This is a genomic window from Saccharomonospora halophila 8 (assembly GCF_000383775.1).
GTDB lineage: Bacteria > Actinomycetota > Actinomycetes > Mycobacteriales > Pseudonocardiaceae > Saccharomonospora > Saccharomonospora halophila.
Genome location: NZ_KB912557.1, coordinates 12,460 through 28,836, shown reverse-complemented (window position 1 = coordinate 28,836; position 16,377 = coordinate 12,460). Strand labels below are relative to the sequence as shown.

Here is a 16,377-nt window from a genome sequence, read left to right as displayed (position 1 = left end):
GACCCAGCGGGCCAGCGCCAGGACGCGGGCCAGCCGTGGACTCGCGCGTGCCTCGTCCGCGAGTTCGGCCTCGTCCGGCAGCCGCAGCGGCGGCAACCGGTCCGTCCCGAACACCGCGACCAGGTCGGCCACCTCCTCCGCGTCCTCGTCCTCCCCGGTGCCGGCGGAGTCCCCGGATCCGGCGGACCCGTCCGCCTCCCGCCCTTCGGGCTCCGTCCCGACGAGGTCGTCGAACGCCCCCGCGACCTCCTCGGCGAGCACGGCGTCGCCGAACTCCTCCGCCGCGGCGTCGATCTCCCGCCGCAGCTTCGCCCCGAGCGTGGCCGGAACGAGGCCGGTGTCGGCGGCGTACTCCACGACGGCCCGGGCCGCGTCCAACACCGCGTCGATCCGGTCCGTACCCACCCGGTCGGGGCAGTGGTCGAGCAGCAGCTCGGTCGCGGTGCCCTCCGTCAGACCCCGCAGATCGGTGACACCGAGGTCCTCCGACAGCGCCTCGAGGACCACACCGAGGCCGTCGGCGTCCGGGACGGACCGGCGGCCGGACTCTGCGGCCCACCGGGTGACGGCGTCGATGACGGCGGCGATCTCGTCGTGTCGCATCGGGCGAGGTTATCGCCGGTTCCGGGCGGCGCGCCGCCCGACGGGGCGCGGGTGTGGACAACCGGCGGGTCGCCCTGTCCCGGGGACAGCGGCTGTGGACGGTCCCGGTGTCGAACGGTTCCGACGATTCACGCCGCGGGCGGACGGGGCCGGACCACGCAGGTGAGCCGGGCGGTACAGCTGCGTCTGCCCGCGTCGTCGCTGATCGTGATGTCGGCGGTGACCGTGCCGCGTCCCACGTGCAGCGGGGTCGCCACCCCGGTGACGTGCCCGGAGGTGACCGCGCGGTGGTGGGTGCAGGACAGCTCCAGTCCCATCGCGACCCGGTCGGCCCCCGCGTTCAGGGCCGCGACCGTGGAGCCGAGGGCCTCCGCGAGGACGGCGTTCGCGCCCCCGTGCAGCAACCCGTACGGCTGAAGATTTCCCTCGACCGGCATCGTGACGGTGACCCGTTCCGGGGACAACTCGGTGAAGCTGAGTCCCACCTTGTCGTTGAGTTGCTGCTCGGCGATCTCCGGGCTGATGCCGGACAGCTCCTCACGGACTCGCTCCTCGGACACGTGCTCGGTCACTCGCGGCTCCTCGGTCGACACGACGGGCCAGGCTGTCGGCCCCTCAGCCTAGACTCACGGGGGTGAGCCCCAACGAGAACACCTCCGTAGCGAACGACACACCGCGGCTGCTGCTGATCGACGGCCATTCCATGGCGTATCGCGCGTTCTTCGCCGTACCCGCCGACCGGTTCCAGACCTCCACCGGCCAGGTGACCAACGCGGTGTTCGGGTTCACCTCGATGTTGATCAACCTGCTGCGGGACGAGAACCCCACCCACCTCGCGGTCGCGTTCGACGTGTCGCGGCAGACCTTCCGCACGGAGGTGTTCGAGGACTACAAGGCGAACAGGTTGACCACACCCGACGAGTTCCGGGGCCAGGTGGAACTCGTCCGGGAGGTCCTCGCCGCCCTCTCGATCCCGGTGCTGGACAAGGAGGGTTACGAGGCCGACGACGTGATCGCCACGCTGACCACGCAGGCCGAGAACGAGTACGACGTCCTGATCTGTACCGGGGACCGGGACGCGCTGCAGCTGGTCAACGACTCGGTGACCGTGCTCTACCCCCGTAAGGGCGTGTCCGACCTCGTCCGCTTCGACCCGGCCGGGGTGGAGGAGAAGTACGGACTCTCGCCGGACCAGTACCCGGACTTCGCCGCCCTCCGCGGCGACCCGTCGGACAACCTGCCCGGCATCCCGGGGGTGGGGGAGAAGACCGCGACGAAGTGGATCCGCCAGTTCGGCTCGCTCGACGCGCTCGTCGACCGGGTGGACGAGGTCAAGGGCAAGGTCGGCGACACGCTCCGGGCGAATCTCGACTCCGTGGTGCTGAACCGGCAACTCACCGAGCTCATCCGACAGGTGCCGCTGGAGGTCACTCCGGACGACCTCGCGCTGCGTCCCTGGGACCGCGACGCGGTGCACCGGGTCTTCGACGAGCTCGAGTTCCGTGTCCTGCGCGACCGGCTGTTCGCGTCCCTGTCCAGTGCCGAGCCGGAGGCGGACGCGGGCTTCGAGGTCACGGGCACCGCGCTGGAGCCGGGCACCGTGTCCGACTGGTTGGCGCGCAACGTCCCCCGCGGCAGCACGGTGGGGTTGTCCGCGCGGACCACCGGCGCGTCGGTGGAGGCGGACCTGCGGTCGCTGGCCCTGTCGACCGCGGACGGCCACGGCGCCTACATCGACGTCGCCACGGTGACCGAGGACGACGACCGCGCCCTCACGGCCTGGCTGGCCGATCCGGAGGTGGCCAAGGTCGGGCACTCGTTGAAGGCGGCGCTGCACGCGCTGCGGGCACGGGGATGGTCCCCCGCGGGGCCGGCGATGGACACCGAGCTCGCCGCGTATCTCGTGCGGCCGGGGCAACGGTCGTTCGAGCTCGACGACCTGGTCCTGCGGTATCTGCGCCGGGAGTTGACGTCCGAGACGCCGGACGACGGGGCGCAGATGTCGCTGTTGGACACCGGCGACACCGACACCGAACACGTGCACGCCGAGTTGGTCCGCGCCCGCGCCGTGGCGGAGTTGTCCGGCGTCCTGGCCGACGAGCTCACCACCATCGGCGGCGCGGACCTGCTCCGCGACATCGAGATGCCGCTGCTGTCGGTGATCACCGAAGTCGAGGCGGCGGGGATCGCCGTGGACGCCGACGCGCTGACCACGCTGGAGACGCACTACGCGAGCCGGGTGAAGGAGGCCACCGAGAACGCGTACTCGGTGATCGGCAAGCAGATCAACCTGGGCTCACCGAAGCAGCTCCAGGTCGTGCTCTTCGACGAGCTCGGCATGCCGAAGACGAAACGCACCAAGACCGGCTACACCACCGACGCCGACGCCCTCCAGACCCTCTACGAGAAGACCGAACACCCGTTCCTGGCCCACCTGCTCGAACACCGGGACGCCACCCGCCTGCGCACCACCGTCGAGGGACTGATCAAGGCGATCGGGGACGACGGCCGCATCCACACCACGTTGCACCAGACGATCGCCGCCACCGGACGGCTGTCGTCGGTCGACCCGAACCTGCAGAACATCCCGATCCGGACCGACGAGGGCCGTCGCATCCGCGACGCCTTCGTCGTCGGCGCGGGCTACTCCCAGCTGATGACCGCCGACTACAGCCAGATCGAGATGCGCATCATGGCGCACCTGTCCGGGGACGCGGCGCTCATCGAGTCGTTCCAGTCCGGCTTCGACTTCCACGCGTCCACGGCGGCCCGGGTGTTCGGGGTGGAACCGACCGAGGTCGGCGGGGAACAGCGCGCCAAGATCAAGGCGATGAACTACGGACTGGCGTACGGCCTGTCCGCGTACGGGTTGTCCCAGCAGCTGCGTATCTCCACCGAGGAGGCACGCGGGCTGATGGACGACTACTTCGCGGGCTTCGGCGGCGTGCGGGACTACCTGCGCGGCGTCGTCGACCAGGCCGCGAAGGACGGCTACACCCAGACCCTCTTCGGCCGCCGCCGTTACCTGCCCGACCTCACCAGCGACAACCGGCAGCGCCGCGAGATGGCGGAGCGTATGGCGCTCAACGCACCCATCCAGGGGAGCGCGGCCGACATCATCAAGGTCGCCATGCTCGGGGTGCACCGGGCGCTGACGGACTCGGAACTGCGCAGCCGGGTCCTGCTGCAGGTGCACGATGAACTCGTGCTGGAGGTCGCCGACGGGGAACAGGCCGACGTGGAGGCGCTGGTGCGGCGCGAGATGGGGGCGGCCTACCCGCTCTCGGTGCCGCTGGAGGTCTCGGTCGGGTTCGGGCGGTCCTGGAACGAGGCCGCCCACTGAGCCGCCCACCACGGACACCGACCACCCCGCACCCTCCCCGTCCGTTGCGCGCGGGAGATTAGCGGGTCACTCGTTCGGGTATTCGCAGGTCATGACAGGACCGTATGCACTGATCCTGGCCGGTTCGGGAATGTTGAAGGACGTGGCCGAGCAGTTGACCCGGGACGGCTGGCACGTTCTGCTGCCCTGCCGTCGCTACAGCCCGGTCCCGGTCACCCCGGACGGTGACCCTGTGGGCCGGGCGTTGTGGATCGAGGCCGACTGGGACGAGCCCGAGGAGCTGGCCCGCCGGGTCGCCGCGACCACCCACGGGGCTCCGGTGGATCTGCTGGTGGACTGGCTGCACGAGTCGCACCGCCGCCCCGTGCTGGCGGCCGTCGCCGGACTGCTGTCGCCCACGGCGCCGGTCGTCGACGTACGTCCGGCGAACGAGTCCCCCGCAAGCCCGACGCTGCCGCGGCCGGAGCCGGTTCTCGGGGAGCGGCCCACCCAGGAGGTCCTGTTGGGCGAGACCTCCGGTCTCCACCCCGAACGGCCGCTCGCGCACCGGGAGACCGTGGCCGGGGTGCTCAACGCGACCCGCCGGGCCCTCGACGGGGCGCCGTCCTCACTGCACCTGGTCGGAGAGCGCAGGCCCCGCCCGCGTATCCCGCGTCCCCGCCTGCACTGGGACGAGACGGTCGCTCCCGCGGTGCCGCGGCCACGTGTCGGCACCCCGTGAGCCGGCGACGTTCGGTACGTGGTCCGTAGCGCAGCGCCGTCCGGGGCCGCCATGGCTCGGTGCCCCGGCGCCCGGCGACACACCCGGGCGGTGTCGGTGTCCTACTCCGCGACGCAGCGGAAGATCGCCGTGCCGGGGAACAGTTTGCCGCGCAGCGGGCTCCACTGGCCCCATACGCGGGTATGGCCCTCCGGCCATTCCGGTTCGATCAGGTCGCGCAGTCGGAACCCGGTGTCCGTCAGCGCGCGCACGTAGTCGCCGAGCGTGTGCTGGTACTCGACGTAGGTCGCGGCCCCGGAGTCGTCCACCTCGACATAGGGTGTGCGGTCGAAGTAGGGCTGGCTCGCGGTGAGACCGGCGGGGCCGGGGTCGTCCGGGAAGATCCAGCGCATCGGGTGGGTCACGGAGAACACCCAGCTCCCGCCGGGCCGCAGTACCCGCCGGACCTCCGCGAACACGGCCGCGGGCGAGGGCACGAACGGGAGCGCGCCGAACGCGGAGCAGACGACGTCGAACCGGTCCCCGGCCAGGGGTAGGTGCTCGGCGTTGGCCTGGACCAGGGCCGGGTGCAGGCCGGTGTCCCGGTTGGCGGCCCGGGCGTGGTCGAGCATGCGGCCGGACAGGTCCACGGCGACCACCCGCGCACCCCGCCCGGCAAGCCAGCGCGCGCACGGTGCGGAGCCGCACCCCACCTCCAGCACGTCGGCGTCGGTGACGTCGCCGAGCAGATTCACCTCGGCCTCGCGGAGTCCCTCGGGGCACCACAGGAAGTCGGCCGCCCCCAGGAAGTCACCGTGGGCGCGGTGATAGTCGTCCGCGTCGGCGTCCCACCAGGCCAGGTTGGCCGCCGCGGCCTCAGCGGAACCGACCTCACGGTGCGCGACACCGGCCGTGCCGAGTGCGGTCTCGGCGCCGAGGTGGCGTTCCGGGTCGGTGGCCCATCCCGGGGCGGTCTCCGCCGGAGCGCTCGTCCCGGATCCGGGCGTACTGGACTGTGCCACGGCACCGTTCCTCTCAGGCTGTCGTCGACCGGGTCTTCCCGCGACGGAACCGTACGGCGGTCCCGTGGCCGGGACACGGAGGGACGCGGAGCCGCGCGTGGCGTGGCCCGTACGCTCTCCGGGCGCGGCCGCCCGGGCGCGCGGACCCTGATTGTGCGGTCTCGTCGCCACCGCGTAGGATAACCGTTAGCGCAGTGGGTTCGCGCTGCCTTCGAGCCGGCTCGTGTGGTGACCGCATCGTGTGGTAACCGCACGGATGCTGGGGAGTCGGGGTCGCGCACCATCTGGTGACTCGCGGCCGTTCCCGGACGAACGACAGCACCGTCATCGCCGCGCCGCGCCGTTCGACCCCAGATCGGCGTCGACAACTTCAGACAGCTTCCCAACTTCAGACGAGCTCTCGACCTCGGACAACGCTGAGTCACCCGCACGACGCCGAGTACTCGGACAGCGTGGGAGTCGCCTCAGACCGCTCCGTGGCCGGGGGGCCGAGCACCTGCACATCGACGAGACCTAGCCGCAACCGGAGCAACCCACCTAATGACCATCGACACCACCGCCGCCCCGAGCGCCTCCGAGCAGGCGAAGCAAGTCGCCGTGAACGACATCGGGTCGGAGGACGACTTCCTCGCTGCTATCGACAAGACAATCAAATACTTCAACGATGGGGACATCGTCGAAGGCACCATCGTCAAGGTCGATCGCGACGAAGTGCTGCTCGACATCGGATACAAGACCGAGGGTGTCATCCCCTCCCGCGAACTGTCCATCAAGCACGATGTCGACCCGGCCGAGGTTGTCGCCGTCGGTGATGCGGTGGAGGCCCTTGTCCTGCAGAAGGAGGACAAGGAAGGGCGCCTGATCCTGTCCAAGAAGCGCGCCCAGTACGAGCGCGCCTGGGGCACCATCGAGGAGCTCAAGGAGCGGGACGAGCCGGTCAGCGGCACGGTCATCGAGGTCGTCAAGGGCGGTCTCATCCTGGACATCGGCCTGCGCGGCTTCCTGCCCGCCTCGCTGGTGGAGATGCGCCGGGTGCGGGACCTCCAGCCGTACGTCGGCCGCGAGCTCGAAGCGAAGATCATCGAGCTGGACAAGAACCGCAACAACGTGGTCCTGTCCCGGCGCGCCTACCTGGAGCAGACCCAGTCCGAGGTCCGCAGCGAGTTCCTCAACGCGCTGGCCAAGGGGCAGGTCCGCAAGGGTGTCGTGTCCTCGATCGTCAACTTCGGTGCCTTCGTCGACCTCGGCGGTGTCGACGGGCTGGTGCACGTCTCCGAGCTGTCCTGGAAGCACATCGACCACCCGAGCGAGGTCGTCGAGGTCGGCCAGGAGGTCACGGTCGAGGTGCTCAGCGTCGAGATGGACCGCGAGCGCGTGTCCCTGTCGCTGAAGGCCACCCAGGAGGACCCCTGGCGCCAGTTCGCCCGCACCCACGCGATCGGGCAGATCGTGCCGGGCAAGGTCACCAAGCTCGTCCCGTTCGGTGCGTTCGTCCGCGTCGAGGAGGGCATCGAGGGCCTGGTGCACATCTCCGAGCTGGCCGAGCGGCACGTGGAGATCCCGGAGCAGGTCGTCCAGGTCGGCGGCGAGGTCATGGTCAAGGTCATCGACATCGACCTGGAGCGGCGCCGGATCTCCCTCTCGCTGAAGCAGGCGAACGAGGGCTTCACCCCGGACGCCGAGTTCGACCCGACCCAGTACGGGATGGCCGCCGAGTACGACGACCAGGGCAACTACATCTACCCCGAGGGCTTCGACCCGGACACCCAGGAGTGGCAGGAAGGGTACGACAAGCAGCGCGAGGAGTGGGAGCGCCAGTACGCCGAGGCGCACAACCGCTACGAGCAGCACATGCGCCAGGTGGCCGAGGCCCAGGCGGCCAACGCCGCGGCCGTGGCCGACCAGGCCACCGGCACCACCGGCGGCTCCGGTGGTGGTGGCGGCGGTGCCGAGGAGCAGAGCTACGGCTCCGCCCAGCCCGAGCAGGACGAGCGTTCGGGCGGCACGCTGGCCAGTGACGAGCAGCTCGCCGCCCTGCGGGAGAAGCTCTCCGGCGGCGCCTGAGCCGAGTAACACCCTGTGAGAAGGCCCCCGGTCCACGCGGCCCGGGGGCCTTCTTCGTGCCCGCGAGTTGCCGCTTCGGGAGGCTGAGATCCCTGCGGGGCGGACGTGGCGGGCATGGTTCAATGTCGCCATGTTGCGAGTCGGGCTGACGGGCGGGATCGGTGCGGGGAAGTCGACCGTGGCGGACCGGCTCGCCGAACACGGGGCGGTGGTGATCGACGCCGACCGCATCGCACGCGAGGTGGTCGAACCGGGGACGGACGGCCTCGCGGAGCTCGTCGCGGAGTTCGGCCGGGAGATTCTTGCTCCCGACGGTGCGCTGGACCGCACGGCGCTCGCCGCACGGGCGTTCGCCGACGATGCCGCCCGTTCCCGCCTCAACGCGGTGCTGCACCCGCGGATCGGGGCCCGGACCGCCGAACTGATGGACACCGCGCCCGCCGACGCGATCGTCGTGCACGACGTGCCGCTGCTCGTCGAGGGCGGACTGGCCCCGAGCTACCACCTCGTCGTCGTGGTCGACGCCGACGAGGAGGTGCGGGTGCGGCGGTTGGCCGAGACGCGGGGGATGACCGGTGACGACGCCCGGGCCCGGATCGCGGCGCAGGCGAGCACCGCCCAGCGTCGTGCCGCGGCCGACGTCTGGCTGGACAACGGTGGCGATCGAAACGTCGTCCACCGTGCCGTGGACGAGCTGTGGAACCAGCGGCTCGTGCCGTTCGAGGAGAACGTCCGCCTGCGCACACCCCGTGCGCCCGCCCCACCGGAGGTGGTGCCTGCCGACCCGACCTGGCCGGAACAGGCGGCGCGGATCGAGCCGAGGTTGCGGGCGGCCGCTGGGGACCGCGCCCTGCGCATCGACCATATCGGCTCGACCTCGGTCCCGGGTCTTCCCGCGAAGGATGTACTCGACTTCCAGATCGTGGTGCGCACACTCGACGACGCCCGTGCCATCGCGGAGCCGCTCGGCGACGCCGGGTTCGTGCTCTGGTCCGGACACGTCGTCGAGGCCGAGTCCGGCTGGGGGAAGGTCGTGCACACCGGGGCTGACCCGGTGCGGCCGGTCAACCTGCATCTGCGTCCGGCGGGCAGCCCCGAGTGGCGGCAGGCCGTGCTGTTCCGGGACTGGCTGCGGGACAACCCCGGCGAGGCCGCCACGTACGCGGAGGTGAAATACCGCCTTGCCGACGAACACGCGGGCGACACCGATGTCGCCGGTTATGCCGAGGACAAGCAGCCCTGGATCCGCGCGGCGCTCGGGCGGGCCGAGGACTGGGCGGCGCGTACGGGATGGCGGGTCGACCCGGAGGACGCGGCCATCGGAGCCACAGACCCCGCGAGCTCCTGAACCGGTGACTTGCGGGTCGGCAGCGTCGACTCACGAACCTTGCGCGTCGACTCGCGGGCCGGAGCGGCGACTCGCGAACCTGGAGTGGCGACTCGCGGGTTACGGGTGGCGGTGCCAGGTGAGGTGGATGTCGGTGGTGGCCAGCCAGCGGGTGAGGTCGTACTCGTGCGAGGCGAGGGCGTCCACCGCGGCGAACGCGGTGTCGAGGGCGGCGCGGGCCTGCTGTTGGGTGAGGTGGCCCGCCACGGTGGCCGCCAGCAGTTCGTCGGTGTCCAGCACCTCCACCCCGTGCCCGGTGCGCAGCACCAGGTCCAGGTACAGGTCGGTGGTGCGCCAGACGTCCCGGTCGACGTCGATGGTCACCACGTCGAGATAGAAGGTCTGGTCGCGCTCGTGTCCGGGGTTGAACCAGAAGTCGGTGATCTTGAGCCCGAGCGAGGGCAGGAGCCAGGACTCCAGATAGTGGAACTGCGAGCGGCCCGGTGTCGGTCGCGCGATATACAGGCCGAACGGCTCCAGCCGGTGTTCGGCGATGGTGCGCGCGATCCCTTTCGGGTCGACGTTGGTGTTCGTGGCGAGGTCCAGACGCTCGTGTTTCGGCGGGTGCACGGCCATGGGCACATCCTGACGCGTCTCCGGCGGGTTGACACCCCCGAAACGAGTGTCACGCTTTAGAGTGGCGCGCGTGCAGGGCGAGACCAACATCACGCGCAATCTGTCGGACGTCGCCGCGGCGATGGCGGGCCGCGAGGAGGAGCTCACCCACGAACTGGTGGCCCTGTACGAGCGGGAACTTCCCCACCTCGTCAACGACGACGAGGGCATGGTGAGCCTGCTGTCGTCGAGCGTGTACCAGAACATCGACACCGCGTTGGGTCTGTTCCGGCACGGGATCGACCCGACACGCGTGGAGGCACCCGCCGCGGCGATCGAGTACGCCCGCAGGCTGGCCCAACGGGGCACGTCCGTGGTGGACCTGATCCGCGCCTACTACCTCGGGCAGACCGCGGTGCTGGACAACGCGCTCGACGAGGGCGCGCGGCAGATCAACGAACCCGCCGAGCTCGGCAGTTCGATGCGCCGGGCGCTGAGCACGGCGTTCACCTTTATCGACCGGGTCACCCTGCAGGTCGTCTCCGCCTACGAGGACGAGCGTGACCGCTGGATGGCCAACCGCAGCGCGGTCCGCGCGGCGCGGGTCCGGGGCGTCCTCGACGACGAGAACGTGGACGTCGACGCGGGTGAGGCCGCGCTCGGCTACCGGCTGCGCGGGCACCACGTCGGAATGATCCTGTGGTATCCCGCCCACGCCCCTCCGGCGGATCCGCTGGCCGGGCTCGAACGGGTCGCGCACCGGTTCGTGGACCGGCACACCGGCGAGAACCGGCCGTTGTTCGTCCCGCACGACGAACTGTGCGCCTGGGTGTGGCTGCCCGTGCCGGAAGAGGGCGGTCCGGACTGTGCGGAGGCGGAACGTGCCCTGGTCGAGTCCGACCCCGACGTGCGGGTCGCGCTGGGTGAGCCGGGACGGGGACTGGACGGGTTCCGCCGGACGCACCGGCAGGCCGCACGGGTGCAGGCCCTGGCCCGTGCGGCGGGGGAGAACTGCGCGCGGCTGCTCACCTTCGCCGAGGTCGGGGCCGTGGCGCTGATGAGTACCGATCTGCAGGCCGCCCGGATGTGGGTCGAGGACACCCTCGGCGGTCTCGTCGACGACGACCCCCAGCAGGACCGGTTACGGGAGACGCTGCGGGTCTTCCTCGCGTCGGGGGCGAGCTACACCGCGGCGGCCGGTCGGCTGTCGATGCACAAGAATTCGGTCCAGTACCGGGTGCGTAAGGCGGAGGAGCTGCTGGGCCGGCCGATCGCGGAGAAGCGACTGGACGTCGAACTGGCCCTGCGACTGTGCCACCGGCTCGGGACGGCGGTGCTCCGGACCGGGAGACAGTAGTCGGATCGGGAGACAGTGTTCGCACGATCTTCGGTCCGGTGGACCAGTCCGGCACCCGATCGTTGGTCGCCGGACACGAAGCGTCGCGCACGTTCCACGATTATTCTCCCCGCATGGGGTCCACACTGCCTGAACCGGGGGAAGCGGTCGCGGTCGTCCGCCTACGGCGGGGGATCGTCGGGGAGACGAGACGGGTCAGTCACGTGCTCACCGTCCCGCAGGCCGGGTTGGTCCCCGACGAGCTGGCCGCGTTCTGCGGTGCCCGGCTGGAGCCGGGCAAGGCCGAATGGTTGCCGTCCCTGACCGGCATGCCGTGCGAGCGGTGTCTGTCGGTGCTGGCGACCCGGGTCCCCGCCGACGAGTTGGGGCTGGCGAGCTGATTCACAGGGTTCGCCACGCCGGGACCGTCGGTGGGTTCGCCTACCCTGGAAGACGTGGCATTCGCGACAGAACACCCCGTACTCGCGCACTCCGAGTTCCGGCCCGTCTCCGAGATCCCGCGGTCCGAGGGGCGGTTCGAGGTCGTGTCCGACTACGCGCCCGCGGGCGACCAGCCGGAGGCGATCGAGGATCTGAACCGCAGGCTCTCCGCGGGGGAGCGGGATGTCGTACTGCTCGGGGCCACGGGGACCGGTAAGTCGGCGACGACGGCCTGGCTGATCGAACGGGTCCAGCGGCCCACTCTGGTGATGGCGCCGAACAAGACGCTGGCCGCGCAGCTGGCCAACGAGCTGCGGGAGTTCTTCCCGCACAACGCGGTCGAGTACTTCGTCAGCTACTACGACTACTACCAGCCGGAGGCCTACGTCCCGCAGACCGACACCTACATCGAGAAGGACTCCTCGGTCAACGACGACGTCGAGCGGCTGCGGCACTCGGCCACGATGAACCTGCTCTCCCGCCGGGACACCATCGTGGTCTCCAGTGTGTCCTGCATCTACGGCCTCGGCACCCCGCAGTCGTATCTCGACCGGTCGACCCGGCTGGCCGTGGGCGACGAGGTGGACCGGGACACGTTCCTGCGCGCGCTGGTCGACGTGCAGTACACCCGCAACGACGTCGCGTTCGCCCGCGGCACCTTCCGCGTGCGGGGGGACACCGTCGAGATCATCCCGGCCTACGAGGAGTTGGCCATCCGGGTCGAGTTCTTCGGCGACGAGATCGACAATCTGTACTATCTGCACCCGCTCACCGGGGACATCGTCAACGAGGTGCAGGAGGTGCGGATCTTCCCCGCCACCCACTACGTCGCGGGGCCGGAACGCATGGAGAAGGCCATCTCCGACATCGAGGCCGAGCTGGAGCAGCAGCTGGCCAAGCTGGAGAACCAGGGCAAGCTGCTGGAGGCCCAGCGGCTGCGGATGCGCACCACCTACGACGTCGAGATGATGCGCCAGGTCGGATTCTGCTCGGGCATCGAGAACTACTCCCGGCACGTCGACGGGCGCGGCCCCGGTTCGGCACCGGCGACCCTGATCGACTACTTCCCCGAGGACTTCCTGCTGGTCATCGACGAGTCGCACGTGACGGTGCCCCAGGTCGGCGGCATGTACGAGGGGGACGCCTCGCGCAAGCGCACGCTGGTCGAGCACGGCTTCCGCCTACCGAGCGCGCTGGACAACCGCCCGCTGACCTGGGAGGAGTTCTCCGACCGGGTCGGGCAGACGGTGTACCTGTCGGCGACCCCCGGCCCGTACGAGATGGGGCAGGCCGGCGGGGAGTTCGTCGAGCAGGTCATCCGCCCGACCGGCCTCGTGGACCCCGAGGTGGTCGTCAAACCCACCGAGGGGCAGATCGACGACCTGGTGCACGAGGTGCGCACGCGGGCCGAGCGGGACGAGCGCACGCTGGTCACCACGCTGACCAAGAAGATGGCCGAGGACCTCACCGACTACCTGCTCGAACTCGGCATCCGCGTGCGCTACCTGCACTCCGAGGTCGACACCCTGCGCCGGGTGGAGCTGTTGCGGCAGCTCCGCGCGGGTGACTTCGACGTGCTGGTGGGCATCAACCTCCTGCGGGAGGGGCTCGACCTGCCCGAGGTGTCCCTGGTCGCGATTCTGGACGCGGACAAGGAGGGATTCCTGCGCAGCGGCACCTCCCTGGTGCAGACGATCGGCCGCGCGGCGCGCAACGTGTCCGGACAGGTGCACATGTACGCCGACACGGTCACCGACTCCATGCGGTACGCGATCGACGAGACCAACCGGCGGCGCGCCAAGCAGATCGCCTACAACACCGAGCACGGCATCGATCCGCAGCCGTTGCGCAAGAAGATCGCCGACATCCTGGACCGCGTCTACACCGAGGCCGAGGACTCCGAGCAGGAGGTCGAGGTCGGCGGTTCGGGGCGCAACGTCTCGCGCGGCAAGAAGCCGGAGCAGGGGGACACGGTGCGCAGCTCGGGTGTGCTCGTGGACCGCGACCCCACCACGATGCCCCGGGCGGAGCTGGCCGACCTCATCCAGCAGATGACCGACCAGATGATGCAGGCCGCCCGCGACCTCCAGTTCGAACTGGCGGCCCGGCTGCGTGACGAGATCGGCGAACTGAAGAAGGAACTCCGCGGCATGGACGCCGCGGGCGTCGAGTGACATCCCAGTTGGTGGATTTACACCTTCCTTGATAGCATTACACCATGGCGCTCAACATCAAGGACGCCGAGACCGAGCGTCTCGTCGCCGAACTGGCCGAGTTGTCCGGGGAGAGCAAGACGGCCGTGGTCCGTACCGCGGTCCGTGGTCGGCTGGCTCAATTGTCCACCGGTTCCGAGGACACGGCGGCGCTGCGGCTACGCAGAATGCGACGGCTGCTCGAGGACGAGATCTGGCCCCTGGTGCCGCCTGAGGAACTCGGCAAGCCGATCCCGAAGGAAGAGCAGGAGGCGATCCTCGGCTTCGATCGTGAGGAGGCATGATCGTCGATACGTCGGCGATCATAGCCGTGTTGCGCAGGGAGCAGGGACACGAGCTACTCGAGGAGTGCCTGGCGAGTGCGGAGGCTCCCAGGGTGGGTGCTCCGAGCGAGGTGGAGGCATCGATCGTCCTGGAGAGCCGTCTCGGCGGCCGGGGCAGGCTGATTCTCGCACGGTTCCTGGCCGACAGCGGCATCGAGACGGTGCCGTTCACCGCGGAACACGCCGCCCTCGCAGCCGACGCCTACAGTTGGTTCGGTAAACGGCGACACCCGGCGAAGTTGAACTTCGGGGACTGTTGCACGTACGCGGTGGCGCGACTGGCGGGTGAGCCGCTGTTGTGCGTCGGCGACGACTTCACACGGACCGACCTCGAACTGGTGCCCCTCGGCGACGAAACGTAATCGGCTACCGGGCGCTCGGGTCGGTCTCCAGCATGCCGAAGACGTTGCCCTCGGGGTCGCGGCAGTAGACGATCCAGCCGACATCGGCGATGGCGCTCTTCGTGGTGATCATGCTCCCGCCCGCCTGTTCGACCTCGCGGCTGAGCAGGTCGATGTCCTCGACCTCCATCGTCAACGGGAAGGCGTTCAGGCTCGCGTCGGGGTCGGGCGGGGGTCCCTGACGTTGGGCCACACCCCCGTCGATTCCCGGTCCCTCACCGGTGGTGATCAGCCAGTACGAGGCCTCGGTCGAGCGTTCGAACGTCCAGTCGAACACCGTGCTGTAGAAGGTGATCGCTCGTTCCGGGTCGCTCGCGTGGATCTCGAAATGGACCGGACGCGGCATGGTGGTCTCCTCCGGGGACGACGCGGGGACGAGAGCGGACGGGCGCACGGGCCCTCGCGGAAATTGTCGCCCCCCGCGGGCATACTTGCCATCCGCGAACCGGGCCCCCGCGGACGGGTTCCGTCTCCCGTGGCGGGATCCGTCCGGGAGCGCCCGCGTCCGGGAAGCGCCCGCGTACGGGGAGCGCGGGGTGGTGACCGGTCGGCGCGGTCTCGGGACGAGGGGGACGTGCCGACCGGTCCCCTTCGGCCCGGTCAGCGGTGGTGTCCGGGGTGGCGAGGGTGAGCTCCCGGGCGGCGTCGCCCTTCGGCGCGGGCGGCGCACGGTTCCACCCTGTTGTGCGATGCCGCCGGACCCGCCGTCGCCCGGGACGGTGATCGACCGACCGGCCCTGTGAGCGAACTAACGGGGGGCGCGGGTGGGTTTCCCGCCGGTCCACTGGATCCGAGGACCTCGGACCCGCGAGGATGTCCCGCGTTGTGGAGGGGAGTATTCCTTCGCGGCGGTGTCGTCAGCACGGTCGTCCCGCGTGGCACCCGGCGCCGTCGGCCGGCTCGTCGTGTGCCGGTGGGAGAGACCTCCGGGTAGTGACCGTTGCTGTGCTCACCGGAGGTTGGCGTTCGATGATTGTTCCCCTGTGGGTCTGGGTCACCACGATCCTCGGTCTGCTCGCCCTGATCGCGGCGGACCTGGTGATCGTGGACCGCAGACCGCACGAGGTCTCGACCGGCGAGGCGGCCCGCTGGGTCGTCTTCTACGTCACCTGCGCCGTTCTGTTCGGGGCCGGGGTCTGGGTGTTCGCGGGAGGTGGGTACGGGGTCGAGTTCTTCACCGGCTACCTCACCGAGTACTCGCTGTCCGTGGACAACCTGTTCATCTTCATGGTGATCATGGCGTCGTTCCGGGTCCCGGCGGTCCACCAGCACCGTGTGCTGCTTATCGGGATCGGGCTCGCGCTGCTCATGCGGGGCGCCTTCATCGCGGTCGGCGCGGCCCTGATCGCCCAGTTCGTGTGGGTGTTCTTCGCGTTCGGCGCCGTCCTGCTGTGGACGGCGGTCAGCATGCTGCGGGACAAGGGCGGTCAGGACGAGTACACCGAGAACGCGGTGACCCGGTGGGTGCGCCGGTTCTTCCCGGTCACCGACGACTACGTCGGGCACCGGGGCGTGGTCACCCGGGACGGCAGGCGGCATCTCACGCCGATGTTCCTCGTCATCGTGGCGATCGGCAGCGCGGACCTGCTGTTCGCGGTCGACTCGATTCCGGCGATCTTCGGTATCACCCAGGAGGCGTACCTGGTCTTCACCGCGAACGCCTTCGCGCTGATGGGGCTGCGTCAGTTGTACTTCCTGCTCGGTGGTCTGGTGAGCAGGCTGGTGTACCTGTCCTACGGGCTCGCGCTGATCCTCGGGTTCATCGGCGTGAAGCTCGTGCTGCACGCGCTGCACGAGTACCACGTCACCCCACCCTGGCTGCAGATCAACAACTGGATGTCGCTGGGAGTGATCATCACGGTCCTGGCCCTGACCACGGTCGCCAGTCTGCTGCGGTCGCGGCGGGACCCGGACGCGGTGGGCACCCTGACGCTGCACGCCCCGGAGGCCCCGGACGCCGCGGCCTCCGGGGACACCGCCGCGGACGCC

General features: G+C 70.1%; 14 protein-coding genes and 1 pseudogene. 10 read left to right on the top strand and 5 right to left on the bottom strand.

Annotated features, from left to right (window positions below; all coding sequences use genetic code 11):
- Together SACHA_RS21895 and SACHA_RS0112525 are read right to left on the bottom strand one after the other, a co-directional pair.
- Positions 1–603, bottom strand: a pseudogene (locus tag SACHA_RS21895) (hypothetical protein); the annotation flags it as partial.
- 128 nt (positions 604–731) lie between these two features.
- The gene (locus SACHA_RS0112525) at positions 732–1,175 is read right to left on the bottom strand and encodes a PaaI family thioesterase (RefSeq protein ID WP_019810188.1); all 444 of its coding nucleotides are present in this window, start codon (positions 1,173–1,175) and stop codon (positions 732–734) included.
- Positions 1,176–1,237: 62 nt separating this feature from the next.
- Here SACHA_RS0112525 and polA point away from each other — a divergent pair, with 62 nt between their 5' ends.
- Entirely contained in the window at positions 1,238–3,946 is a 2,709-nt protein-coding gene (gene polA / locus SACHA_RS0112520; protein WP_019810186.1) for a DNA polymerase I, read from the top strand.
- A gap of 91 nt (positions 3,947–4,037) precedes the next feature.
- Positions 4,038–4,667 carry a Rossmann-fold NAD(P)-binding domain-containing protein gene (locus SACHA_RS0112515; RefSeq protein WP_157601681.1) on the top strand — a complete coding sequence of 210 codons (630 nt, stop codon included), beginning with the start codon at positions 4,038–4,040 and terminating at the stop codon, positions 4,665–4,667.
- A gap of 101 nt (positions 4,668–4,768) precedes the next feature.
- On the opposite strand, the gene SACHA_RS0112510 is transcribed toward SACHA_RS0112515, so the two are convergent.
- Positions 4,769–5,668, bottom strand: a complete 900-nt coding sequence (locus tag SACHA_RS0112510) for a class I SAM-dependent methyltransferase (RefSeq protein WP_019810184.1) — start codon at positions 5,666–5,668, stop codon at positions 4,769–4,771.
- A 540-nt stretch (positions 5,669–6,208) separates the two neighbouring features.
- Between SACHA_RS0112510 and rpsA the strand changes: the two genes are divergently transcribed.
- Positions 6,209–7,732, top strand: coding sequence for a 30S ribosomal protein S1 (gene rpsA, locus SACHA_RS0112505; RefSeq protein WP_019810183.1), 1,524 nt, complete (start codon positions 6,209–6,211; stop codon positions 7,730–7,732).
- Between the two features lie 130 nt (positions 7,733–7,862).
- Positions 7,863–9,080, top strand: coding sequence for a dephospho-CoA kinase (coaE, locus tag SACHA_RS0112500; protein WP_019810181.1), 1,218 nt, complete (start codon positions 7,863–7,865; stop codon positions 9,078–9,080).
- Between the two features lie 99 nt (positions 9,081–9,179).
- On the opposite strand, the gene SACHA_RS0112495 is transcribed toward coaE, so the two are convergent.
- Entirely contained in the window at positions 9,180–9,695 is a 516-nt protein-coding gene (locus SACHA_RS0112495) for a DUF402 domain-containing protein (protein ID WP_019810179.1), read from the bottom strand.
- A gap of 61 nt (positions 9,696–9,756) precedes the next feature.
- Here SACHA_RS0112495 and SACHA_RS0112490 point away from each other — a divergent pair, with 61 nt between their 5' ends.
- The 5 genes from SACHA_RS0112490 (at position 9,757) to SACHA_RS0112470 (ending at position 14,349) form a co-directional block, all read left to right on the top strand.
- Positions 9,757–11,031, top strand: a complete 1,275-nt coding sequence (locus SACHA_RS0112490) for a PucR family transcriptional regulator (protein ID WP_019810176.1) — start codon at positions 9,757–9,759, stop codon at positions 11,029–11,031.
- 113 nt (positions 11,032–11,144) lie between these two features.
- Positions 11,145–11,411 carry a hypothetical protein gene (locus SACHA_RS25425; RefSeq protein WP_039738962.1) on the top strand — a complete coding sequence of 89 codons (267 nt, stop codon included), beginning with the start codon at positions 11,145–11,147 and terminating at the stop codon, positions 11,409–11,411.
- 54 nt (positions 11,412–11,465) lie between these two features.
- Positions 11,466–13,625, top strand: a complete 2,160-nt coding sequence (gene uvrB / locus SACHA_RS0112480) for an excinuclease ABC subunit UvrB (RefSeq protein WP_019810172.1) — start codon at positions 11,466–11,468, stop codon at positions 13,623–13,625.
- A gap of 44 nt (positions 13,626–13,669) precedes the next feature.
- A complete protein-coding gene (locus tag SACHA_RS0112475; RefSeq protein ID WP_019810170.1) occupies positions 13,670–13,948 on the top strand; it encodes a type II toxin-antitoxin system VapB family antitoxin in 279 nt (92 codons plus the stop codon).
- Positions 13,945–14,349, top strand: coding sequence for a type II toxin-antitoxin system VapC family toxin (locus SACHA_RS0112470; RefSeq protein ID WP_028663132.1), 405 nt, complete (start codon positions 13,945–13,947; stop codon positions 14,347–14,349). The genes SACHA_RS0112475 and SACHA_RS0112470 overlap by 4 nt, the downstream gene beginning before the upstream one ends.
- 4 nt (positions 14,350–14,353) lie before the next feature.
- Here the strand turns inward: SACHA_RS0112470 and SACHA_RS0112465 are convergent, their stop codons facing one another.
- Positions 14,354–14,734: a VOC family protein gene (locus SACHA_RS0112465; RefSeq protein ID WP_019810167.1), complete on the bottom strand. Its 381-nt coding sequence runs from the start codon at positions 14,732–14,734 to the stop codon at positions 14,354–14,356.
- A 623-nt stretch (positions 14,735–15,357) separates the two neighbouring features.
- Between SACHA_RS0112465 and SACHA_RS21885 the strand changes: the two genes are divergently transcribed.
- The coding region (locus SACHA_RS21885; protein WP_019810165.1) for a TerC family protein at positions 15,358–16,377 on the top strand (1,020 nt) is incomplete at its 3' end.